Here is a 21,977-nt window from a genome sequence, read left to right on the forward strand (position 1 = left end):
GCGCCGGCAGCCGGTCAGCCCGTCATCCGGCCGCCGGGAACGCGTCGGCGCGGACGTGCGGCATCGGGCCGCTGCGGACCCGGTAGGGGTCGTCGGCCGGGCGGGCGGCCGGGCTGACGCGTACGGTCAGCGGCCCGGCCCACTCGTAGCCGCGGCGCTCGCCGTGGCGGGCCAGGGCGTCCGTCAGGGCCTGTCCCACGTCGCCGCACCCGTGGCGCAGCAGCTTCTCGTGGACTCGGGCGTCGAGCTCGACCTCGTACGCGTTGGGCACCACCACTCTGCTCTGGCTGCAGACCACGGCGTGCTCGTCGCACTCATGGCGCAGCGCGTCGAGCAGCTCGACCGGCTCGTGGCGGCGGGCCTTGGAGAGCAGGGCGCTCTGCCAGCGCTCCAGGGCCCGTTCCCAGCGTGTCAGGGTTCCCATCGCCATCTGCCCGCTCGTCCTCCCTCGCTACGTCGTCAGCGGCGTCCGCGCAGCCGGCCCAGCATCTGGCGGGCCTGGGAGCGCTTGCGCGGGTCGGCGGCGCTGCGGCGCACCGACGACATCGTCCGCCGTCCCTGCGGGCTTCGGGTGAACTGCTTGATGCGTGTCATCAGTCCGGACATGGGACCTCCTCGAGAGTGTGTACGGCACGTCTACCCGGCAACGTCCCGACGATGTGTGGCCGGGCACATCAGGCCCCGCATGGCCTCGGCGGCGCGTACGGCGGCGTCGGCGCAGCAGTTGTTGAACAGGACGTGCAGGTGTGCGACACGGTCGGCGAGGGAGCGGAGCCGGGGGCGCCACTCCCTCAGTTCTTCCTCGTCGTACGTGTGCCGGAAACGGCCCTCCTTGGTGCCGCGGCCCCAGGCGGAGCTGTGCCCGTGGAAGCGGACGACCGCGAGACCGTCGGAGGTGACCGGGGTGAGCGGAGGTATGGACGTGGGCAGGTCCTGCGCCATGTCCACGGCCACGGCCGCCGCGTCCAGGTCGGTCAGCAGGGCGGTGGTGCGGGCCCGCCGGGCGTCCCGCCACCAGTCGGGGTGCCGGAACTCCACGGCCACGGGCCAGTCGCCGGCGCGCCGCCTGGTGCGGTGGAGGACGGCTTCCGCCCGGGCGCCCGGGGCGAACCAGGGCGGGAACTGGAACAGCAGGGTGCCCAGCCGGTCCGCCTCCCTCAGCGGTCGCAGCGCCTCGCTGAAACGGTGCCAGATCTCGTCGAGGAACCCGGGGTCGCCGGTGTCGCGGTCACGCAGGTCTGCGGGGAGGGCGGCCGTGCGGGTCGGGTGCCCGGTGAGGAGGGAGAACGCCTTGACGTCGAAGCGGAAGCCCGCGGGTGTGCGCTCGGCCCACAGGAGGCTGTTGCGCGCGCTGGGGAGGGCGTAGTACGTGGCGTCGACCTCCACCACGGGGAACCGTTCGGCGTAGTGGCGCAGCCGCCCCTCCGCGTCGCGCCGCCCCGGCGGGTACCACCCGCTGCCCACAAGTGCCTTGTCCGTCCAGGAACATGTACCGATCAGGATCTCACCCATGCCGCCCGCCTACCCCCGGGCGGGGGCCCTTCACGACGCACACCGAGGAACCAGATGACCGACGCCTCCGCCGCCTTCCGGCTCCACCCGGGCGACCCCGGCTCCCCCGTGATCCTCCATGTCCCGCACTCCTCCCGCGTGATACCCGCGGAGGTCCGTGCCGGGATCGTGCTCGACGACCGTGCGCTGGCGGCGGAGCTGGACCACATCACCGACGCGTACACGGAGCGGATCGCCGACGCGGCGGCGCAGGCGGCGCGGGTGCGGCCCTGGCGGTTCGTCAACCGGCTGTCCCGCCTGGTCGTCGACCCGGAGCGGTTCCCCGACGAGCGTGAGGAGATGCGGGCGGTGGGCATGGGCGCGGTCTACACCCGCACCACGCACCGGGAGGAGCTGCGCCCGCCGCGCGCCGACGTACAGCCGCTGCTCGACCGGTACTTCCACCCGTACGCGGAGGCGATGACGGCGGCCGTGGCCGAGCGGCTCGGGACGGTGGGGCGGGCCGTGATCGTCGACGTGCACTCCTACCCGGCGAAACCCTTGCCGTACGAGCTGCACGGCGACGGGCCGCGGCCGCCGATCTGCCTCGGCACCGACTCCTTCCACACGTCCGGTCCGCTGCTCGACGCGGCACGGCAGGCGTTCGCGGACTTCGGCGGCACGGAGCTGGACAGTCCGTTCGCGGGGACGTACGTGCCACTGCGGTACTACGGGCGGGACGCGAGGGTGGGTGCGGTGATGGTGGAGATCCGGCGCGATCTGTACATGGACGAGCGGGGCGTGCCCCGCGCCGGGGGCGTCGACGCGCTCGCCGGGGCCCTGGCCGGTCTCGTCGAGCGGCTCTCCCCAGGGCGGCACACGCGGTCACCGCGCCGGACGTGAGCCCTCCCGCTCCGGGTGGGCTGACGTCGGCGCCTCCGGGCGCCAGGGCCCCGGGCGCCGATCGGCACCGGCGCGGTGCCGGAGGGCGCGGTGCCGGAGGGCCGCGGGATGCGCGTCCGGGGGTCCTGCACGAGTCTGGAGACAGGGAACGCGCGGACGGCGGTGGGTGGGAGCACCCGGCCGTCCCGGCCGTCCCCGTTCGGCTCATCGTCTCCGGCGCCGTGACGGTGGGCGGTTCTCCTCGTCGGCCGTGCCGTCCGCCTGTGAGCCGCCGCCCGACCCCGTACCGCGGCACCGATCCGGCGCAGGGCCGGCCCCGGGCCCGCGAAGGACCGACGAAGGAGCACAGCATGGCGAAGGACAACCTGAGAAAGGGCGACAAGGTGTCATGGAAGAGCCATGGCCAGAACGTGACCGGAAAGGTGAAGAAGAAGATCACCGACCGCACCCGGGCGGCGGGCCGGACGGTCGACGCCTCGAAGGACGACCCTCAGTACGAGGTGGAGAGCGACAAGTCGGGCCGCTCGGCCGTCCACAAGCCGGCCGCTCTGCGCAGGAAGGGCAGGTCCTGACGGCCCTCCCGGCGCGCACGGCGCTCCGTGCCCCGGCCCCGTGCCGGGGACGGATGCCGGGCGCGGCTGCCGCTCCGGTACCGGCGGGCGGACCGGCACCGCGGTTCACGCACCGCGGGTCCGCGCCACGATGCGGCACCGGCTTCGGCACCGGATCCGGCACCGGGATCCGCCGCCGCGGCTGAGCGCGCGTCAGTACGGTGGTGGGGCGTCACCGTTCGGCTTCCGGGTGCGAGGCGCCCGGACGCACCAGGCCACCTTCTCCAGGAGTCACCGTTGCGGATGCTGATCAACGTACCCGAGACCGTCGTCGCCGACGCGCTGCGCGGGATCGCTGCCGCCCATCCCGAACTCACCGTGGACGTGGAGAACCGGGTCGTCGTACGGCGGGACGCGCCCGTCGCCGGGGAGGTCGCCCTGGTGTCGGGGGGCGGGTCCGGGCACGAGCCGTTGCACGCCGGGTTCGTAGGCCCCGGGATGCTGGCGGCGGCCTGTCCCGGTGAGGTGTTCACCTCACCGGTTCCCGACCAGATGGTGCGGGCGGCGGCCGCCGTGGACAGCGGGCGCGGGGTGCTGTTCGTCGTCAAGAACTACACCGGGGACGTACTGAACTTCGAGATGGCGGCCGAACTCGCCGAGGACGCGGGCGTGCGGGTCGCCAGGGTACTGGTGGACGACGACGTGGCCGTCGCCGACAGCACGTTCACGGCGGGACGGCGCGGGACGGGCGCCACCCTGTTCGTGGAGAAGATCGCCGGCGCCGCCGCCGAGGAGGGGGCGCCGCTGGAGCGGGTGGAGTCGATCGCCCGGCAGGTGAACGCCCGTTCCCGGAGCTTCGGCGTGGCGCTGAGCGCCTGCACGACCCCGGCCAAGGGCAGTCCGACGTTCGACCTGCCGCCGGGCGAACTGGAGCTGGGCATCGGCATCCACGGCGAGCCAGGACGGGAGCGGCGGCCGATGATGACGTCGGGGGAGATCGCCGACGTCGCGGTGGACGCGGTCCTGGAGGATCTGAAGCCGAGCGGACCGGTACTGGTGCTGGTGAACGGCATGGGGGCGACGCCGCTGCTGGAGCTGTACGGGTTCAACGCGGAGGTCCAGCGGGTGCTGGGCGAGCGAGGCGTCCCGGTGGCCCGTACGCTCGTCGGCAACTACGTGACCTCGCTCGACATGGCCGGCTGCTCGGTGACCCTGTGCCAGGCCGACGAGGAACTGCTACGGCTGTGGGACGCGCCGGTACGCACCGCCGCCCTGCGGTGGGGAGTGTGAGGGCCGTGATGCTCGACGCGGAGTTCTTCCGGCGCTGGATGACCGGCGCGGCGGCGGCCGTGGACCGTGAGGCGGACCGGCTCACCGAGCTCGACTCGGCGATCGGGGACGCCGACCACGGCGCGAATCTGCGACGCGGTTTCGCCGCGGTGGTCACGGCGCTGGAAGGTGAGCCGTCCGGGACGCCGGGATCGCTGCTGACGCTCGCGGGGCGGGAACTGATCTCGACGGTCGGTGGCGCGTCGGGCCCGTTGTACGGGACGCTGCTGCGGCGCACCGGCAAGGCGCTCGGCGCCGCCGACGAGGTCGCGCCCGTCCAGCTGGCCGAGGCGCTGCGCGTGGGCGTGGCGGCCGTGGCGCAGCTCGGCGGGGCGAAGGCCGGGGACAAGACGATGCTGGACGCGCTGGAGCCGGCGGTCGAGGCGATGGCCGAGTCGCTCGGCGAGTCGTTCGCGGCGGCGGCGGAGGCCGCGGACCGGGGCGCCCTCGCGACCGTACCGATGCGGGCCCGCAAGGGCAGGGCCAGTTACCTCGGGGAGCGCAGCGTGGGGCACCAGGACCCGGGCGCGACGTCCTCGGCGCTGCTGATCGCCGCGCTCGCCGCCGCGGCGGAGGAGGCACGGTGAGCGCGCGGGTGGGCATCGTGCTGGTCTCGCACAGCGCGGCGGTCGCCGACTCGGTCGCCGGGCTGGCGCGGGGTCTCGCCGGGGGCGGGGAGACCGCTCCGGTGGCGGCGGCGGGCGGTACGCCGGACGGCGGGCTGGGCACCAGCGCGGAGCTGATCACGCGGGCGGCGACGGCGGTCGACGGCGGGGCGGGCGTGGCGGTCCTGGTGGACCTGGGCAGCGCCGTGCTGACGGTGAAGGCGCTGCTCGCGGAGGGCGACGAGCTGCCCGACGGCACGCGGCTGGTGGACGCGCCGTTCGTGGAGGGCGCGGTGGCGGCGGTGGTCACCGCGTCGGCGGGCGGTGACCTGGACGCGGTGGTCGCGGCCGCGTCGGAGGCGTACGGCTACCGCAAGGAGTAAGGCGCGCCCGCGGGGTGGAGCCGGGCCGTGCGCCGACGCGCGGCTTGTGATGTACCTGGTCAACGCACTAGTGTCGCAGGGCCTTGGTGTACGGGAAACCGGTGCGGTACCGGTGCGGCCCTCGCCACTGTGATCGGGAAGTCCGGCTCCACCCCCCGGGGACCATCTCGGGAAGCCACTGGAACGCCGCGGGAGACCGCGGGGTCCGGGAAGGCGGAGTCGCGGCGGCATGACCCGTCAGCCAGGAGACCGGCCAGGGCGCGTTGTCCATCCACGAGGTGCTGGAGAGGGTCTCCCCCAACATGCATATCGCCGAGGGCTATCTGCCCCCCGTGCACGCGGCCGCCTGGAGCGTGGCGGCCGCCCCCTTCGTCGTCCACGGCGTCCGGGCCCTGACCCGTGAGGTCAGGGCCAATCCCGAATCGACTCTCCTGCTCGGCGCGGCCGGCGCCTTCACTTTCGTCCTCTCGGCCCTCAAGCTCCCGTCGGTGACGGGGAGTTGCTCCCACCCGACCGGTACGGGGCTGGGCGCGATCCTGTTCCGGCCGCCGATCATGGCGGTGCTCGGCACCATCACCCTGCTGTTCCAGGCGCTGCTGCTGGCGCACGGCGGCCTGACGACGCTGGGCGCCAACGTCTTCTCGATGGCTGTCGTCGGCCCGTGGGCCGGCTTCGGGGTGTACTGGCTGCTGCGCCGCTTCGAGGTGCCGCTGATGGTGAGCGTGTTCTTCGGGGCCTTCGTGGCCGACCTGTCCACGTACTGCGTCACCAGCGTGCAGCTCGCGCTCGCCTTCCCGGACCCGAGCAGCGGTCTCGTCGGTTCTCTGGCGAAGTTCGGCGGGATCTTCGCGGTGACGCAGATCCCGCTGGCCGTCAGCGAGGGGCTGCTCACCGTGCTGGTGATGCGGCTGCTGACGCGGTCCAGCAAGGGGGATCTCGTCCGGCTCGGCGTGGTGTCCGTGAAGAAGGAGGCCGTGGCGCGATGAGCCGTGACGCCAGGATCAACACGCTGCTGCTGCTCGTCGTGGCCGCGCTCGCCGTCCTCCCGCTGGCCCTGGGGATGGGTGACCACAGGGAGGAGCCGTTCGCGGGCGCCGACGCGCAGGCGGAGACGGCGATCACCGAGACGAACCCGGACTACGAGCCGTGGTTCAGTCCGCTGTACGAACCCCCGTCCGGCGAGATCGAGTCGGCGCTGTTCTCGCTGCAGGCCGCTCTGGGCGCCGGTGTGCTGGCGTACTACTTCGGCCTGCGGCGCGGGCGTCGGCAGGGTGAGGCGCGGGCGCGTACCGGGTCTCCTGCCGGATCCCGCGACGGATCCCGCAACGGATCCCCCGACGGATCCTCCGACGGGGACGACCCGGTGAAGCCCGCGGGCGCTGAACCTCCGGTCACGGAACCTCCGGTCGCCGGTCCGGCCGGTGCCGACGCCGGTGTGCCCCGGCCTTCCGCCTAGCCGCCGGTGCTGCCGATCGACGCGGCGGCGCACAGCAGTCGCTGGCGCCGCCGCCATCCGGGCGAGAAGGCCCTGCTGGGCTTCGGTCTGACCGTGCTGGCCGTGTGCCTGCCGCCCTGGCCGGGGGCCGTGCTCGTCGCCGCCGCGACCCTCGCGGTGCTGCTGGGCCCGGCGGGGGTGGCGCCGCGGCAGCTGTGGCGGGCGTGGCGCATCCCACTGGGTTTCTGCGTAACGGGTGCGGTGCCCCTGCTGTTCCAGGTGGGCGGGGCGGGCGGGCTCGTCACGCTCGCCCCGGACGGGCCGGCGCACGCGGGCCAATTGCTGCTGCGTACGTCGGCCGCCTCGCTCGGCGTGCTGCTGTTCGCGTTCACCACGCCGGTGTGCGACGTGTTGCCCAGGCTGGTGCGGGCGGGGGTGCCGGCGCCGGTCGTCGACGTCGCGCTCGTGATGTACCGGATCAGTTTCCTGCTGCTGGACTCGGTCCGGCGGATCCGGGAGGCGCAGGCCGCGCGGCTCGGACTGACGAGCCGGGCGGCCGCCTGGCGTTCCCTGGCGGGCCTGGGAGCGACGGCGTTCGTACGCGCCTTCGACCGGGCGGCCCGGCTCCAGACGGGCCTGACCGGGCGCGGCTACGACGGCACCCTGCGCGTGCTGGTGCCGCGGACGGAGGTGTCCCGGCGGTTCCTGGGGGCGACCGGCGCGCTGCTCGCCGGGCTCGTCGCGCTCACTCTCGTACTCGAAAGGTTGCTGCCGTGATGCCTTCCGCCGTCGTGGAACTGCTGGGCGCGGGTTACGCCTACGAGGACGGCCCCGCCGTCCTGCGGGGCGTGGACTTCGCCGTGCCGGAGGGGCGGTCCATCGCGCTGCTCGGCCGCAACGGCAGCGGGAAGACGACGATGCTCCGGCTGCTGAGCGGTGGCCTGCGGTGCGGGAGCGGGCAGCTGCGCCTGGAGGGGCGGGAGGTGTCGTACGACAGGGCGGGTCTGACGCGGCTGCGCACGACGGTGCAGTTGGTCGTGCAGGACCCGGACGACCAGCTGTTCGCGGCGTCGGTGGGCCAGGACGTGTCGTTCGGGCCGATGAACCTGGGGCTGGCGGAGCCGGAGGTGCGGGAGCGGGTGCGCGAGGCTCTGGAGGCGCTGGACATCACGGCGCTGGAGGACCGGCCGACGCACCTGCTCTCGTACGGCCAGCGCAAGCGGGCCGCGATCGCGGGCGCGGTCGCCATGCGGCCCCGGGTCCTGGTCCTGGACGAACCGACGGCCGGCCTCGATCCGCACGGCCAGGAACGGCTGCTGGCCGTACTGGACCGGCTGCGCGCCACCGGGACCACGGTGGTGATGGCGACGCACGACGTGGACCTGGCCCTGCGCTGGGCGGACGACGCGGCCGTCCTCACCCCGGACGGCCTGCGCACCGGACCGGTCGCCGACCTGCTCGCCGACCAGGCGCTCCTCGACGCGGCCGGTCTCCGCCGCCCCTGGGGCATGGCGGTGGCGCGGGTGCTGCGCGACCGCGGCCTGCTGGACGCGGCCGCGCCGGGCCCGCGCACCCCGGAGGAGCTCGACGCCTGGGCGGCGGCGGTGCCGGGGGCGTAGGCGCGGGCGCGGCGCGGCTCCCGGACGGCACGGTCCGCCGTACGAGGCGACGCGGCGGAACGGCTCACGCCCGGCGGCGCGCGTCCGCGCGGCAGGAAACCCGACAGCCGATGGGGCTCGGTTCACCCCCGCCCCCTCGCCGCCTCGTCGAGGGCGGCGTCGGGGACGACGGGCGCCCGGTCACCGGCTGGGGCGTGGCGTACCGCGGGCGGCGACCGCCCCGAGGACGGCCCGGAGACCCGTACCGCCCTCCGGGCCCGGGCGGGCGGCGGACTTCCGCAGGCGAACGGCGCCGGGACCGGGTGCGCCGGTGGCGCCGCTCCGCGCACGCTTCTCCCGGCGCCCGGGCGCCATCCGCCGCCGGCGGGCACGCCGGGGTACGCCGTGTTCCTCCCCCGTGCACGAGGGCGCCGCCCGGCGGTCCCGGCCCCGGGCCGGAAGGTGACGCGGACAGCGCCCGGCGGCCTCACCGGGCCGCCGCGCTTCCGCAGCGCGCCACTCCGGCGGCGACCGGGGCACGAGGAGACCGGCCAGGCCGCCGACCGGGCACGTAGCGCAGGTCACCCCCCGATCGTTATGCAACTTGTTGCACAACGGGTCCGGCGTCGTCTACAACTGGGGCGACGACACCGCGCGAGGAGGCGCCCCCATGACTGCGACCCCGGCCCCGACCCCGTACCCGCACCTGCTCAGCCCGCTGGACCTCGGGTTCACCACACTGCCCAACCGGGTGCTCATGGGGTCCATGCACGTCGGACTGGAAGAGGCCGAGAACGGCTTCGCGCGCATGGCCGCCTTCTACGCCGAGCGCGCCCGCGGCGGCGTCGGGCTGATCGTGACCGGCGGCATCGCGCCCAACGACGCGGGGCGGCCCTATGAGGGCGGGGCCAAGCTCACCACCGGGGAGGAGGCCGCGAAACACCGCGTCGTGACGGACGCGGTCCACGCGGCGGGCGGCCGGATCGCGATGCAGATCCTGCACTTCGGGCGGTACGCCTACCACCGTGACCTCGTCGCGCCGAGCGCCCTCCAGGCACCGATCAGCCCCTTCGTACCGAACGAGCTGACCGACGCCGAGATCGAGCAGACGATCGAGGACTACGCGCGCACCGCGGAGCTGGCGAAGTCGGCCGGGTACGACGGTGTCGAGATCATGGGCTCCGAGGGCTACCTGATCAACGAGTTCATCGCAGCCGCGACGAACCGGCGCGAGGACCGGTGGGGCGGCAGCTACGAGAACCGGGTCCGGTTCCCGCTGGAGATCGTCCGCCGGACGCGTGAGCGGGTCGGCGCGGACTTCATCCTCATCTACCGCCTGTCCATGCTGGACCTGGTGCCGGGCGGCTCGACCCTCGAGGAGGTCGTCGCGCTCGCCAAGGAGATCGAGGCGGCCGGCGCCACGATGATCAACACGGGCATCGGCTGGCACGAGGCACGCATCCCCACCATCGCCACCTCGGTGCCGCGCGGGGCCTACACCTGGGTCACCAAGAAGCTGATGGGCTCGGTGTCCGTCCCGCTGATCACCAGCAACCGCGTCAACACCCCCGAGGTCGCCGAGGCGGTCCTGGCGGAGGGGCGCGCGGACGTGGTCTCGATGGCCCGCCCCTTCCTCGCCGACCCCGACTTCGTCGCCAAGGCGGCGGACGGCCGGCCGGAGACCATCAACACCTGCATCGGCTGCAACCAGGCCTGCCTCGACCACACGTTCAGCGGGAAGATCACCTCCTGCCTGGTCAACCCGCGCGCCTGCCACGAGACCGAACTGGTCCTCTCCCCCACCCGGCTGCGCAAGCGGATCGCCGTCGTGGGCGCGGGCCCCGCCGGACTCGCCTGCTCCGTCTCGGCCGCCGAACGCGGCCACGAGGTCACGCTGTTCGACGCCGCGGACGAGATCGGCGGACAGCTGAACGTCGCCAAGCGGGTGCCGGGCAAGGAGGAGTTCGACGAGACGCTGCGCTACTTCCGCACACAACTGGCGCTGCGCGGTGTGGACGTGAAGCTGGGGACGTACGCCACGGCCGAGCTGCTGAGCGGTTACGACGAGGTGGTCGTCGCGACCGGCGTCACCCCGCGCACCCCCGCCATCGAGGGCGTCGACCACCCGTCGGTGGTGAGCTACCTGGACGTACTGCGTGACGGCGCGCCGGTCGGCGAGCGGGTCGCGATCGTCGGGGCGGGCGGCATCGGCTTCGACGTGGCCGAGTTCCTGACGGACGGCGGCGAGGGCGCGAGCCTGGACGCCGAGACGTACTTCCGGCAGTGGGGCGTCGACACGTCGTACGCCGGGCGCGGCGGGCTGCGCGTACCCGAGCGGCCGAAGCCGCCGCGCACCGTGCACCTGCTCCAGCGCAAGGCGTCGAAGGTCGGCGCGGGTCTCGGCAAGACGACGGGCTGGATCCACCGCACCGAGCTCAAGCACCGGGGCGTGACCATGGTCGCGGGCGCGACGTACGAGCGGATCGACGACGAGGGCCTGCACATCACCGTGGACGGCGAGACCCGCACCGTACCGGTGGACACCGTGGTGCTGTGCACCGGCCAGGAGCCGCGGCGCGAGCTGTACGAGGAGCTCGTGGCGGCGGGGGCGGCGGTCCATCTCATCGGCGGCGCCGACGTGGCGGCGGAGCTGGACGCCAAGCGCGCGATCGACCAGGGGACGCGGCTGGCGGCCACCCTGTGACGGCCCCGCGTCCCTAGGATGCGGTCATGTCACTCCCGCACGCGATCCTCACCGCTCTGCTCGAGAAGCCGTCCTCGGGTCTGGAGCTGACCCGCCGATTCGACCGGTCGATCGGTTACTTCTGGTCCGCGACGCACCAGCAGATCTATCGCGAGCTGGGCAAACTCGAGCAGGCGGGGCACATCCGGGCGCTGCCCGCCCCGGTCCCGTCCCGTGGGCAGAAGAAGGAGTACGAGGTACTGCCCGCGGGCCGGACGGAACTGGCCGACTGGGTGCGGCGCAGCGAGGACCCCAAGCCGATCCGGGACGCCCTGCTCCTGCGGCTTCGGGCGGCGGCGGTGGTGGGGACGGAGGGCTTCGCGGACGAGCTGCGCCGCCATCTGTCCCTGCACCGGGCCCAGTTGGAGGAGTACCGGGGCATGGAGGAGCGGCAGTTCCCGGCGGAGCGCCGCACCACGGAGGCGGACCGGCTGCGGCATCTGGTGCTGCGCGGGGGGATCGAGCTGGAGCGGTTCTGGACGGCGTGGCTGACGGAGGCGCTGGCCGAGTTCGACGGCCGGGACCACCGAGCGGATTGTTAACGGTAATCATTTTCATGTAGCGTGACCGCCACCGTACCGACGATGGAGGTCCCCCAGTCATGGCCGTACCCAAGCGGAAGATGTCCCGCTCCAACACCCGCCACCGCCGCGCCCAGTGGAAGGCGTCCACGCCCCAGCTGGTGCCCGTCACGGTCGACGGAGCCGTGTACCAGGTGCCGCAGCGCCTGGTGAAGGCGTACGAGCGCGGCCTGATCCACCCGGAGGGCTGAGCGCGATGACGACGGCCACGGCGCCCGGCTCCGGCGTGCGACTTCCCGTGACGGTCCTCTCCGGCTTCCTCGGCGCCGGGAAGACGACCCTGCTCAACCACGTCCTGAGCAACCGGGACGGCCTGCGGGTCGCCGTGATCGTCAACGACATGAGCGAGGTCAACATCGACGCGGCCCTGGTACGGGGCGGCGGGGCGGCGCTCTCCCGCACCGAGGAGCGGCTGGTCGAGATGACCAACGGGTGCATCTGCTGCACCCTCCGCGACGACCTGCTGGAGGAGGTGGACCGGCTGGCCCGCGAGGGCCGCTTCGACCACCTGCTCATCGAGTCCAGCGGCATCAGCGAGCCCATGCCGGTCGCCGCGACCTTCTCCTTCCCGCGCGACGACGGCGCGACGCTGGGAGACCTGGCCCGGCTCGACACCATGGTCACGGTCGTCGACGCCGCGAACTTCCTGCCCGAGCTGACCGGCGGCGACGGGCTCGCGGAGCGCGGGCTGGACCAGTACGCGGACGACGAGCGGACCGTCAGCGATCTGCTGATGGACCAGATCGAGTTCGCGGACGTCATCGTCGTCAACAAGCTGGACCTGGTGAGCCATGCGGACGCGACGCGGCTGACGGCCGCGCTGAGCCGCCTCAACCCGGTGGCGCGGATCGTGACCGCCGTACGCGGCCGGGTGTACCTCGGGGAGGTCCTCGGCACCGGACTGTTCGACCTGGAACGCGCCCAGCAGGCGCCCGGCTGGGTCAGGGAGCTCAACGGCGACCACGTCCCGGAGACGGAGGAGTACGGCATCTCGTCCACCGTCTTCCGGGCCGGCCGCGCCTTCCACCCCGAGCGGCTGTGGCGGTTCGTCACCGAGGGCCTGGACAGCGGGGACTTCGGCCAGGTGCTGCGCTCGAAGGGCTTCTTCCGGCTGGCCGGCCGCGACCGGGTGACCGGTCTGTGGTCGCAGGCCGGGGCGGTCGCCCGGTTCGAACCGTCCGGGATCCGGGAGGACGGCGGCCCGGGTCAGGAGCTGGTCTTCATCGGCACCGGCCTGCGCGCCTCCGCCCTGCACCGGGCGCTGAAGGACTGCCTCGTCACCGAGGGCGAGCGCGGCCCGTGGCACGACCCCTTCCCCGTGTGGGACGTCCACGCCACGGACGAGGTCTGCGACCACGAACACGCCCCCGAGGACGCCGCGCTCTAGCCCAGCGCCTTCCGCCAGGCCGACTCACGCAGCAGCCGCAGACCGTTGAGGCCGACGAGGACCGTGGAGCCCTCGTGGCCCGCCACGCCGAGGGGCAGCGGCAGGTGTCCGGCCAGGTCCCAGACCACCAGGGCGCCGATGCACACGCCGGCGATCACCAGGTTCTGCACGACGAGCGCGCGGGCGCGGCGGGAGAGGGCCACGACGGCCGGGACGGTGGCCAGTTCGTCGCGTACGACGACGGCGTCGGCGGTCTCCAGGGCCAGGTCGGAGCCGGCCCGGCCCATCGCGATGCCGGTGTGCGCGGCGGCGAGCGCGGGAGCGTCGTTGACGCCGTCGCCGACCACGAGGGTGCGCCGACCGGCGCGTTCCCATTCCCGTACGGCCGCGACCTTGTCCTCGGGCAGCAGCCGGGCCCGTACGTCGGTGATCCCGGCGTCGGCCGCGACGCGGTGCGCCGCGCGGTCGTTGTCGCCGGTCAGGAGCGTCGGGCCGGTGCCGCTGAGCCGGGCGAGTGCGGTGACGGCGGCCGCGGCGCCGTCGCGCAGCCGGTCGGAGACTCCGAGTACGGCGACGGGCGAGCCGTCGACGGTCACCACGACGGCGGTCCGGCCGGCGGCCTCCAGCTCACGGACCGAGGTTTCCAGGTCACGGACCTCACGGACCTCACCGACGGAGGGCTCGGGGGCGCGGCCCGTCGGCTCCGAGTCGCGGCCCGCCGGTTCCGGGGCCCGGCCCGGGCGCGACGGTGCGGCGGGGCGGCCCACCGTGACCTCCCGGCCGCCGACCACGGCCCGTACGCCCCGGCCGGGGGCGGACGAGAACTCCGTGGCGCGGGGCACCTCGACGCCCCGTTCGCGGGCGGCGGCCACCACCGCGCGGGCCAGGGGGTGTTCGCTCGGCAGCTCGGCGGCCGCGGCCAGGGCGAGGACGTCCGGCTCCGCCAGGGCTCCGGTCAGTCGGACCTCGGCCACACGGGGCGCGCCCTCGGTCAGGGTGCCGGTCTTGTCGAACGCGACCCGGTCCACCTGACCCAGCCGTTCCATCACCACGGCCGACTTGACGAGGACACCGTGCCGGCCGGCGTTGGCGATCGCGGAGAGCAGCGGCGGCATGGTGGCGAGGACCACCGCGCACGGCGACGCCACGATCATGAAGGTCATCGCCCGCAGCAGCGTCTCGGTGAGGTCCGCGCCGAAGGCGAGGGGCAGGGCGAACAGGGCGAGGGTCGCGACGACGACGCCCACGGAGTAGCGCTGTTCGATCCTCTCGATGAACAGCTGTGTGGGGGCCTTGGTGGCACTGGCCTCCTCCACCATGGCGACGATCCGGGCGATGACGGACGCCGAAGCGTCCTTGCCGACCCGTACGCGCAGCGCCCCGGTGCCGTTGAGGGTGCCCGCGAACACCTCGTCACCGGGCGCCTTGGGGACGGGCAGGGGCTCGCCCGTGATGGTGGCCTGGTCGACATCGCTCGTACCGTCCAGGACGGCCCCGTCCGCCGGCAGCCGCTCCCCCGGCCGTACGAGCACGGTGTCGCCGACCCGCAGATCGGCCACGCCCACCGGCTCCTCCCCGGTGCCCTTGAGGCGTACGGCCGTGGCGGGCGCCAAGTCCAGCAGGCCGCGCACCGAGTCGGCGGTGCGCCGGGTGGCGAGGGCCTCCAGGGCGCCGGACACCGCGAAGATGACGATGAGCAGCCCGCCGTCCAGGTACTGCCCGATCGCGGCCGCGCCGATCGCGGCGACGACCATCAACAGGTCGACGTCGAGCGACTTGTCCCGCAGGGCACGCAGCCCGGCCAGGCCCGGCTCCCACCCTCCGGCGAGGTAGCAGACGGTGTAGAGCGGACCCCAGACCCACGCGGGCGCTCCGGCCAGGTCGAGCGGGAACGCGGCGAGGAAGGCCGCTGCGGACAGCGCGGCCCAGCGGGCCTCGGGCAGGGCGAGGACCCTGGTCCGGCGGGGTGGCGGGGCGGCATGGGCGGGCTCGGCCGCGGGGCTGGCGTCGATCACCGGGGAAGCCATGGGCGTACACCTCTTCACGGGGCGGGCGGGACGGCACCACCGTACCGGAACACATGAAGACCTCTTCATTCATGCGTCGGGACACGCGGTTACGATGACCGGCATGGGACACGGAGCGAATGGTGAGACGACCCCGGCGGCACGCCTGGACGCGGAGTCCGCGGCCACCATCGCCGCCACGCTCCAGGCCCTCGCCACCCCCTCCCGGCTGATGATCCTCACCCGGCTGCGCCAGGGGCCGTGCGGAGTGACGGAGCTGGCCGAGTCGGTCGCCATGGAGCAGTCGGCGGTCTCCCACCAGCTGCGGCTCCTGCGCGCGCTGAGCCTCGTCACCGGTACCCGCCAGGGCCGGCGCATCGAGTACAGCCTGTACGACAACCATGTCGCCCAGCTCCTCGACGAGGCCGTCTACCACATCGAGCACCTCCGCCTCGGAGCGCGGGACCTCCCCTGACCGGCCGTGGATACTGGTCAGTCGTAGACCGACGACGCTAAGGGGCGCGCATGGCCGACCAGTTGGGAACGAGGCGCGGGACACGGCACGCCGTGGTCATCGGCGGAAGCATCGCGGGGCTGCTCGCGGCCCGCGTGCTCGCCGAGCACGCGGAACGGGTCACGATCGTCGAGCGCGACCGCTTCCCCGTCGAGCCGGAGCCACGCGCGGGGGTGCCGCAGGGGCGGCATCTGCACGTCATGCTCACCGGCGGCCAGCGCGCGCTGGAGGAGCTGCTCCCCGGGATCGTCGGCGACCTGCGGGAGCACGGGGCGCCGGTCGTGGGCATGCCCGAGGACATCGTCCAGTGGCAGCAGGGCCGGTGGTACCGGCGCACCCCCGCCACCGTGCACTTCTTCACCGGGACCCGCCCGCTGGTCGAACACCTGGTACGCCGCCGTGTGCTGGCCGATCCGAGGATCTCGGCGGTGGAGGGGACGGAGGCCTCCGGCCTGGCCGGTGACGCCACCCGCGTACGCGGGGTGGTGCTGCGCGAACGCGGCGCCGGGAGGAACAAGCCACCGCGCGTCCTGGAGGCGGACCTGGTCGTGGACGCGTCCGGCCGCGGCTCGCACGCCTCGGAGTGGCTGGCGGCCATCGGCGCCGAGCCGCCGCGGGAGGAGGTCATCGACACGGGCCTGGCGTACGCGACCCGGCTCTACCGGCCGGGCCGGGCGCAGGACGACGGCGACTTCAAGGGCCACTACCTCATCCCCAACCCCGAGCAGACGTACGGCGGTGTGGTGCTCCCGGTCGAGGGCGGGCGGTATCTGGTCACCCTCTCCGGGCTGCGCGGCGAGGAACCGCCGACGGACGGGGACGCCTTCGAGAAGTACGCGGAGCGGCTGCCCCACCCGGTGCTGCGCGACTGGCTGGCGAAGGCGGAGCCCGAGTCGGCGGTGCACGGCTTCCGGGCGTCGTCCAACGTCCGGCGGCGGTACGACCGTCCGGGACTCCGCCCCGCCGGGTTCCTGGCGACGGGAGACGCCCTGTGCACCTTCAACCCGGTCTACGGGCAGGGCATGTCGGTCGCCGCGATCAGCGCGGTGGCGCTGCGTGACGCGCTGGCGGATCCTCGCCGGACGCCCACGACACGCCGCGTCCAGCGGGCGCTGTTCGCCGCGTCCCGGCAGGCGTGGGACATCTCGGCGGGAGCCGACAAGAACATGCCGGGCGCCGAGGGCAGCGCGGCACGGACCCGGCCCGCCGACCGGCCGGTCGCGTGGTACCTGAAGCGGATTCAGGACCGGGCCCCCGGCGATCCGGTCGTGGGCTCCGCCTTCCGGTCGGCGCTGGCCCTGTCCACGCCGCTGACCTCGCTGTTCGCCCCGCCCGTGCTGCGCGCCACGCTGTTCGGCCCGGTGCGCGGGACACCGGCCGCGCCGCCGTTGCACCGGGAGAGCGGGGCCGAGTGACGGCGCCCGCCGGCGCTCGCCCTCAGGGGCGCATGACGACCTTCACGGCGCCGTCCTGCTTCTGCTGGAACATCTTGTAGGCGTGCGGGGCGTCGGCCAGCGGAAGGTGGTGGGTGGCGAAGCCGTCCACGCCGAGCGGGTCCTCGTCCGTGAGGAGCGGCAGGATGTCGTCGACCCAGCGGCGGACGTTGGCCTGGCCCATGCGCAGCTGGATCTGCTTGTCGAAGAGCGTCAGCATCGGCATCGGGTCGGCCGCTCCGCCGTAGACGCCGCTCAGCGAGATAGTGCCGCCCCGCCGCACCAGGGCGATGGCCAGGTGGAGGGCGGCCAGGCGGTCGGTGCCCACCTTCTGGTGCAGCCGGGCCGCCCACGCCTTGGGCAGCAGTCCGGCCGCGTTCTGCTGGGTGCGGGCGACCGGGCTGCCGTGGGCCTCGGTGCCGACGGCGTCGATGACGGCGTCCGGGCCGCGGCCCGCGGTGCGGTCCTTGATGGCGTCGACGAGGTCGTCGTGCTTGTCGTACTCGTTCAGGTCGAACACCTCGACGCCGCGGTCCCGGGCGCGCTGGAGGCGTTCGGGTACGAGGTCGACGCCGATCACCCGGGCGGCGCCCCGGTGGAGGGCGACGCGGCAGCTCATGTCGCCGATCGGGCCGAGGCCGAGGACGGCGACGGAGCCGCCCGGCGGGACGGCGGCGTACTGGACGGCCTGCCAGGCGGTGGGCAGGACGTCGGACAGGTACAGGAAGCGGTCGTCCGGCGGGCCCTCGGGGACCTTGATGGGGCCGAACTGGGCCTGCGGGACGCGGAGGTACTCGGCCTGGCCGCCGGGGACCGCGCCGTACAGCCGGGTGTAGCCGAAGAGCGCGGCTCCCATGCCCTCCTCGGCGACCTGGGTCGTCTCGCACTGGGTCGGCAGGCCGGAGGCGCACATCCAGCAGTGCCCGCAGGCGATCTGGAAGGGGACGACCACGCGGTCGCCCGGCTTGAGGTGCGGGACGTCGGCGCCGACCTCCTCGACGACGCCCATCGGCTCGTGCCCGAGGATGTCGCCGGGGGTCATGAACGGGGTGAGGACCTCGTAGAGGTGGAGGTCCGAGCCGCACAGGCCGCTGGAGGTGACCCTGACGATCGCGTCGGTCGGCTCCTCGATCTTCGGGTCGGGCACCGTCTCCACTCGTACGTCGCGCTTTCCCTGCCATGTCACGGCCCTCATCGTGCGCTTCCCTTCGCCGGTCTCCTGCGGGGGCGCGGCCCGGGTACCCGGGCGCCCCGCCGGTGAATCCGATCCGGCCAGAGTGCGAGGGAATGCGAGGGAACCCCTTCCATAAAGGTTTAGACCAATGATAGTGATTGATCACCGATACGGCACGCCCGACTACTGGGAGCGAAGGAAATTGAGGGTTGAACATGGCTGAGCCCGAGACCCCCGCGGCACTTCCGCTCTACCTCCGGGTCGCCGCCGCGCTGCGCGACGACCTCACCCAACGGCGCATCGCCCCCGGCACCCGCCTGCCGTCCGAGCGCTCACTGGTCCACCGCTTCCGGGTGAACCGGCACACCGTACGCAGCGCGCTCCAGCTGCTGCGCGACGAACGGCTCGTGGTGACCGAGCGGCGCGGGACGTTCGCGGCGGCGACCGCCCCGGAGGCCACGGGGCCCGTCCTCGCGCCGGGCCTGCTGCGCTTCCCCTGCGGCACGGGCACCCCCGACGCGTCCGCCGTGACCGGGCTCGCCTGGGAGCCCACGCCGACCGGCCTCGCCGGACAGCTGGGCCTGCCGCCCGGCGAGCCGTCGCTCGTCCACCGCCACCAGGTGCCGGGCACCGGGGAGACGCCCGTACAGGAGGCGCTGTCCCGGTTCTCCCGGCACGCGCTCGCCGAGGTGCCCGAACTCGCCCGCTACCGGCGGCCGGAGTCCTGGCCGGCACGGCCCGACCTGCGGCTGCTGTACCACTGGATGCACCGCGCGGGACTGCGGCTCACGCGCCGGGAGTCCATCGGCGTCGGCCCCGGGCCGATCGCCACCACCTGCCTCACCGTGCACCGGGTCGTGAGCGACCAGCACGGCCACGTGCTGGAGGTGACGGACATCCGGTTCTCGCCCGACTCGGCCTGCTGGACCTATGAGTTCATGAGCTAGCCGAGCCGCCGCGTCAGACGATGCCCTCGGAGAGTTCCGCCTGCTCGCGGGCGGTCCCGTACGGGGCGGGGGTGCCGTAGGAGTGGCGGGCGACGTACCACCACGCGGTGGCCAGGGCGAGTACGGCGGCGAGTGCGATCACGGCGTAGTTCATCGTGTCGATGGTCACCGGCGATTTCTGGGGCAGGCAGAACAGGACGGTGACCACCGCCACCCAGGCGACCGCCGTCCAGCCGATGGGCCTGCTCCAGCGACCGAGCGACCAGGGCCCGGGACGGAACCGGTCGCCGGCGCGCAGCCGCAGGAAGATGGGGATCGCGTAGGCGGGAGTGATGCCGATGACGTTGATGGCGGTGACGGCGCCGTAGGCGGTGGCCGAGTACAGCGACGGCACGGCGAGCACGGCCGCGACGGCGACCGACAGCCAGACCGCGGGGACCGGGGTCTGGGTGCGGGCACTGACCTTCCGCCAGAGCGCGGAGCCGGGCAGCGCGTTGTCCCGGCTGAAGGCGAACACCATGCGGCTGGCGGCGGCCACCTCGGCGTTGCCGCAGAACAACTGCGCCACGATGACGACCAGGAGCAGGGCGGTGGCGCCGGCGGAGCCGAGCGCGTCGAGCATGATCTGCGCGGGCGGCACGCCGGTGGCGCTGTTCTGCGTGCCGGCGTAGTCCTGGATGGCGAAGGTCAGCCCGGCGAGCAGCGCGAACCCGGCGAGCCAGGACACCCAGATGGCCCGGACGATGCCCTTGGCCGCCGAGACGGACGCGTTGGACGTCTCCTCGGAGAGGTGGGCGGAGGCGTCGTATCCCGAGAAGGTGTACTGGGCGAGCAGCAGGCCGATCGCCGCCACGTAGAAGGGGTTGGCCCAGCCGGTGTCGTTGACGAACTCGGTGAAGACGAACTCGGCGGACCGGTGCTGGTCGGGGACGATCGCGAGGGCCCCGACGATCACCGCGACACCGGTCAGGTGCCACCACACACTGATGGAGTTGAGGACGCTGACCAGCCGTACGCCGAAGAGGTTCAGCACGGCGTGCAGCAGGAGGATGCACAGGAAGATGACGAAGGTGGAACCGGGCGTGGGCTCGAAGCCGAAGCGGAGGTTGAGGAACGCGCCGGTGAACAGCGCGGCACCGTAGTCGATGCCGGCGATCGCGCCGAGCAGACCGAGCAGATTCAGCCACCCTGTGTACCAGCCCCAGCGGCGTCCGCCGAGCCGGTCGGCCATGTAGTACAGGGCGCCGGACGTCGGGTACGCGCTCGTCACCTCGGCGAGTGCCATACCGACGCAGAGCACGAACAGGCCGACGCCCACCCAGCCCCACATCATCACGGCGGGGCCGCCGGTGCCCAGGCCGAAGCCGTAGAGGGTCATGCAGCCCGACAGGACGGAGATGACGGAAAAGCTGATGGCGAAGTTGCCGAAGCCCCCCATACGGCGGGCCAGGACCGGCTGGTAGCCGAGTTCCCTCAGCCGCTCCTCCTCGTCCGTGACCGGGGCCGGCCGCTCCGGACCGGCCCATAGCGTGCGGGACATGGCGATACCTCCGAAAGGTTGGGTGGGGCGTGGTGCGGGGTGGTCAGCGGGGGGTGTGCAGGCAGCGGGCACGGGCGCGGATGAACAGCTCCTCGGCCAGAGCCTGGTCGGCGGTGTCGCGGGTGCGGTAGGCCCACGGCTGCGGTGTGTAGTACGGGCCCAGCGCCTCGAAGACGCGGGCGGCGGCGTCGAACCGGAGGGCTCCCCACAGGGCGTGCGCCAGGTGGTTGAGGTCGAGGAGCGACTCGGCGGCCGGGTCGGCGTGGTCGAACCAGGCGAGCAGGGCCCGGTCGGCGTCCCGCGTCGCGTCCTCGGCCACCCAGTGCAGGTCCAGGGCCCGTTCGTGGCCTCCTTCGCGGCGGTACCGCTCGACCCTGGCGTACAACGGCAGGGCGTGCAGCGCCGAGCCGGGGGGCGCCGAAGCGGCGGCCCACTGGACGAAGTTGACGGCCTGCGACAGGGACCCGTTGCCCGGCCGGCGGGCGTACAGGAACTGGAGCATCCGGTGGTACGCCTCGCGGTTGTGCGGGTCGCGCTTGTCGGCCTCCGCGAGCAGGCCCCACGGCCCGGGCGGCAGCATCGGCCCGGGCGGCCGGACCCGGTGCTCGTCCATGCTCCGGTCACCGTCCAGTACGGCGAGGGCCAGCAGGCACACCCAGGGCACCGGGTCGGCCGGGGCGACTCGGGAGGCGTCGCGGCACGCCTCCCAGGCGAGCCGCCACAGCTCCCCGGTGCGTGGGTGACCCTCCCGGTGGGCGCGCAGGGCGCGTTCCACGGCCACCCTGGCGTGCATGACGGCCGCCGCGATGCTGTGGGGCTGCTCCACGCGCCAGGCCTGTACGACGTCGGAGCCGGCCGCGACGGCGGCCAGCACCTGGGTGCGGCGGGTCCACAGGGACCGGTCGGCGCTCCGGGCGGTGTCGGCCAGGAGCTGGGCCATCGACAGCCACCGTCCGGTACGCAGGTCCTGGAGCACTCCGCGCAAGGCGCTGTCATGGCCCGCCGGGTGGTACACCGGCCGGAAGTCCTGGCCGGGCATCACCCCGTCCCCGTCGGTGGGCAGGCCGGTATCGGTGTGACGGTCATGGTTCCTCTGGGCGCACGTGGGGGGTGCGGCCGGCACGCCACGGAGAGCGGTCGGACCACTCCATGACTACCGGCCGTTGATCGGCGATCACTATAGGCCTCGTTGGACGACCGTGGTCCACTTTTGCGAGAGAAGTGCAACAGCGAGAGTCTTGCTGGCCGTTGACGACTCGTCGGTAACACTCCCGCCCCCGCCACCTCCCCTCCGTGTCCGCGCGATCACGGACAGGCCTTGACGTCGGAGCCGGACTGGACCACCCTTCCGATCAAC

The 21,977-nt window shown here is 73.6% G+C and carries 23 protein-coding genes and 1 riboswitch; of the genes, 16 read left to right on the top strand and 7 right to left on the bottom strand.

The window, feature by feature from the left end:
- Nucleotides 1-22: 22 nt before the first annotated feature.
- From ABD347_RS13120 to ABD347_RS13130, 3 genes are read right to left on the bottom strand one after another with little or no spacing between them, the layout of a single operon-like run.
- On the bottom strand, nucleotides 23-430 hold the full coding sequence (locus tag ABD347_RS13120; protein WP_425575642.1) for an FhaA domain-containing protein: 408 nt from the start codon (nucleotides 428-430) through the stop codon (nucleotides 23-25).
- Between the two features lie 29 nt (nucleotides 431-459).
- Nucleotides 460-606 (bottom strand): hypothetical protein, encoded by a 147-nt coding sequence (locus tag ABD347_RS13125; RefSeq protein ID WP_344360400.1) that lies wholly within the window; start codon nucleotides 604-606, stop codon nucleotides 460-462.
- 30 nt (nucleotides 607-636) lie between these two features.
- A complete protein-coding gene (locus tag ABD347_RS13130) occupies nucleotides 637-1,512 on the bottom strand; it encodes a DUF72 domain-containing protein (protein ID WP_344360401.1) in 876 nt (291 codons plus the stop codon).
- 54 nt (nucleotides 1,513-1,566) lie between these two features.
- Between ABD347_RS13130 and ABD347_RS13135 the strand changes: the two genes are divergently transcribed.
- The 13 genes from ABD347_RS13135 to ABD347_RS13195 all read left to right on the top strand — a co-directional run bounded on the left by ABD347_RS13135 (nucleotide 1,567) and on the right by ABD347_RS13195 (nucleotide 13,006).
- Complete coding sequence (locus ABD347_RS13135) at nucleotides 1,567-2,394, top strand: N-formylglutamate amidohydrolase (protein ID WP_344360402.1); 828 nt, start codon at nucleotides 1,567-1,569, stop codon at nucleotides 2,392-2,394.
- Nucleotides 2,395-2,744: 350 nt separating this feature from the next.
- Nucleotides 2,745-2,966, top strand: coding sequence for a hypervirulence associated TUDOR domain-containing protein (locus ABD347_RS13140; RefSeq protein ID WP_344360403.1), 222 nt, complete (start codon nucleotides 2,745-2,747; stop codon nucleotides 2,964-2,966).
- A gap of 276 nt (nucleotides 2,967-3,242) precedes the next feature.
- Complete coding sequence (gene dhaK / locus ABD347_RS13145) at nucleotides 3,243-4,235, top strand: dihydroxyacetone kinase subunit DhaK (RefSeq protein WP_344360404.1); 993 nt, start codon at nucleotides 3,243-3,245, stop codon at nucleotides 4,233-4,235.
- 8 nt (nucleotides 4,236-4,243) lie between these two features.
- Nucleotides 4,244-4,861 (top strand): dihydroxyacetone kinase subunit DhaL, encoded by a 618-nt coding sequence (gene dhaL / locus ABD347_RS13150; protein ID WP_344360856.1) that lies wholly within the window; start codon nucleotides 4,244-4,246, stop codon nucleotides 4,859-4,861.
- Entirely contained in the window at nucleotides 4,858-5,262 is a 405-nt protein-coding gene (locus ABD347_RS13155) for a PTS-dependent dihydroxyacetone kinase phosphotransferase subunit DhaM (RefSeq protein WP_344360405.1), read from the top strand. Before dhaL ends, ABD347_RS13155 begins: the two co-directional genes overlap by 4 nt.
- A gap of 67 nt (nucleotides 5,263-5,329) precedes the next feature.
- A riboswitch (cobalamin riboswitch) is annotated at nucleotides 5,330-5,534 on the top strand.
- 30 nt (nucleotides 5,535-5,564) lie between these two features.
- The gene (locus ABD347_RS13160; protein WP_344360859.1) at nucleotides 5,565-6,248 is read left to right on the top strand and encodes an energy-coupling factor ABC transporter permease; all 684 of its coding nucleotides are present in this window, start codon (nucleotides 5,565-5,567) and stop codon (nucleotides 6,246-6,248) included.
- Nucleotides 6,245-6,718 carry an energy-coupling factor ABC transporter substrate-binding protein gene (locus ABD347_RS13165; protein WP_344360406.1) on the top strand — a complete coding sequence of 158 codons (474 nt, stop codon included), beginning with the start codon at nucleotides 6,245-6,247 and terminating at the stop codon, nucleotides 6,716-6,718. The genes ABD347_RS13160 and ABD347_RS13165 overlap by 4 nt, the downstream gene beginning before the upstream one ends.
- 6 nt (nucleotides 6,719-6,724) lie before the next feature.
- Nucleotides 6,725-7,474, top strand: a complete 750-nt coding sequence (cbiQ, locus tag ABD347_RS13170) for a cobalt ECF transporter T component CbiQ (RefSeq protein WP_344360407.1) — start codon at nucleotides 6,725-6,727, stop codon at nucleotides 7,472-7,474.
- Nucleotides 7,474-8,316, top strand: a complete 843-nt coding sequence (locus ABD347_RS13175) for an energy-coupling factor ABC transporter ATP-binding protein (RefSeq protein WP_344360408.1) — start codon at nucleotides 7,474-7,476, stop codon at nucleotides 8,314-8,316. Before cbiQ ends, ABD347_RS13175 begins: the two co-directional genes overlap by 1 nt.
- 649 nt (nucleotides 8,317-8,965) lie before the next feature.
- Nucleotides 8,966-10,999: an oxidoreductase gene (locus tag ABD347_RS13180; protein WP_344360409.1), complete on the top strand. Its 2,034-nt coding sequence runs from the start codon at nucleotides 8,966-8,968 to the stop codon at nucleotides 10,997-10,999.
- 26 nt (nucleotides 11,000-11,025) lie between these two features.
- Nucleotides 11,026-11,580, top strand: coding sequence for a PadR family transcriptional regulator (locus ABD347_RS13185; protein WP_344360410.1), 555 nt, complete (start codon nucleotides 11,026-11,028; stop codon nucleotides 11,578-11,580).
- 59 nt (nucleotides 11,581-11,639) lie between these two features.
- Nucleotides 11,640-11,810 (top strand): 50S ribosomal protein L32, encoded by a 171-nt coding sequence (gene rpmF / locus ABD347_RS13190; protein ID WP_073755986.1) that lies wholly within the window; start codon nucleotides 11,640-11,642, stop codon nucleotides 11,808-11,810.
- Nucleotides 11,811-11,815: 5 nt separating this feature from the next.
- The gene (locus ABD347_RS13195; RefSeq protein WP_344360414.1) at nucleotides 11,816-13,006 is read left to right on the top strand and encodes a GTP-binding protein; all 1,191 of its coding nucleotides are present in this window, start codon (nucleotides 11,816-11,818) and stop codon (nucleotides 13,004-13,006) included.
- On the opposite strand, the gene ABD347_RS13200 is transcribed toward ABD347_RS13195, so the two are convergent.
- Nucleotides 13,003-15,033, bottom strand: a complete 2,031-nt coding sequence (locus tag ABD347_RS13200; RefSeq protein ID WP_344360416.1) for a heavy metal translocating P-type ATPase — start codon at nucleotides 15,031-15,033, stop codon at nucleotides 13,003-13,005. The two genes, ABD347_RS13195 and ABD347_RS13200, sit on opposite strands and share 4 nt — an antisense overlap.
- 103 nt (nucleotides 15,034-15,136) lie before the next feature.
- Between ABD347_RS13200 and ABD347_RS13205 the strand changes: the two genes are divergently transcribed.
- Both ABD347_RS13205 and ABD347_RS13210 read left to right on the top strand, forming a co-directional pair.
- Complete coding sequence (locus ABD347_RS13205) at nucleotides 15,137-15,487, top strand: ArsR/SmtB family transcription factor (RefSeq protein ID WP_344360418.1); 351 nt, start codon at nucleotides 15,137-15,139, stop codon at nucleotides 15,485-15,487.
- Between the two features lie 50 nt (nucleotides 15,488-15,537).
- Entirely contained in the window at nucleotides 15,538-16,941 is a 1,404-nt protein-coding gene (locus ABD347_RS13210) for an FAD-dependent oxidoreductase (protein ID WP_344360419.1), read from the top strand.
- A gap of 22 nt (nucleotides 16,942-16,963) precedes the next feature.
- Here the strand turns inward: ABD347_RS13210 and ABD347_RS13215 are convergent, their stop codons facing one another.
- Nucleotides 16,964-18,154, bottom strand: coding sequence for a zinc-dependent alcohol dehydrogenase (locus tag ABD347_RS13215; RefSeq protein WP_344360420.1), 1,191 nt, complete (start codon nucleotides 18,152-18,154; stop codon nucleotides 16,964-16,966).
- Nucleotides 18,155-18,348: 194 nt separating this feature from the next.
- Here ABD347_RS13215 and ABD347_RS13220 point away from each other — a divergent pair, with 194 nt between their 5' ends.
- Nucleotides 18,349-19,080 (top strand): GntR family transcriptional regulator, encoded by a 732-nt coding sequence (locus tag ABD347_RS13220; protein ID WP_344360422.1) that lies wholly within the window; start codon nucleotides 18,349-18,351, stop codon nucleotides 19,078-19,080.
- A gap of 13 nt (nucleotides 19,081-19,093) precedes the next feature.
- On the opposite strand, the gene ABD347_RS13225 is transcribed toward ABD347_RS13220, so the two are convergent.
- Both ABD347_RS13225 and ABD347_RS13230 read right to left on the bottom strand, forming a co-directional pair.
- Complete coding sequence (locus ABD347_RS13225; protein ID WP_344360424.1) at nucleotides 19,094-20,620, bottom strand: amino acid permease; 1,527 nt, start codon at nucleotides 20,618-20,620, stop codon at nucleotides 19,094-19,096.
- Nucleotides 20,621-20,663: 43 nt separating this feature from the next.
- Nucleotides 20,664-21,659: a hypothetical protein gene (locus ABD347_RS13230; RefSeq protein WP_344360426.1), complete on the bottom strand. Its 996-nt coding sequence runs from the start codon at nucleotides 21,657-21,659 to the stop codon at nucleotides 20,664-20,666.
- Nucleotides 21,660-21,977: the final 318 nt, after the last annotated feature.

Origin of the sequence: Streptomyces gobitricini (assembly GCF_039532985.1) — a bacterium.
GTDB lineage: Bacteria > Actinomycetota > Actinomycetes > Streptomycetales > Streptomycetaceae > Streptomyces > Streptomyces gobitricini.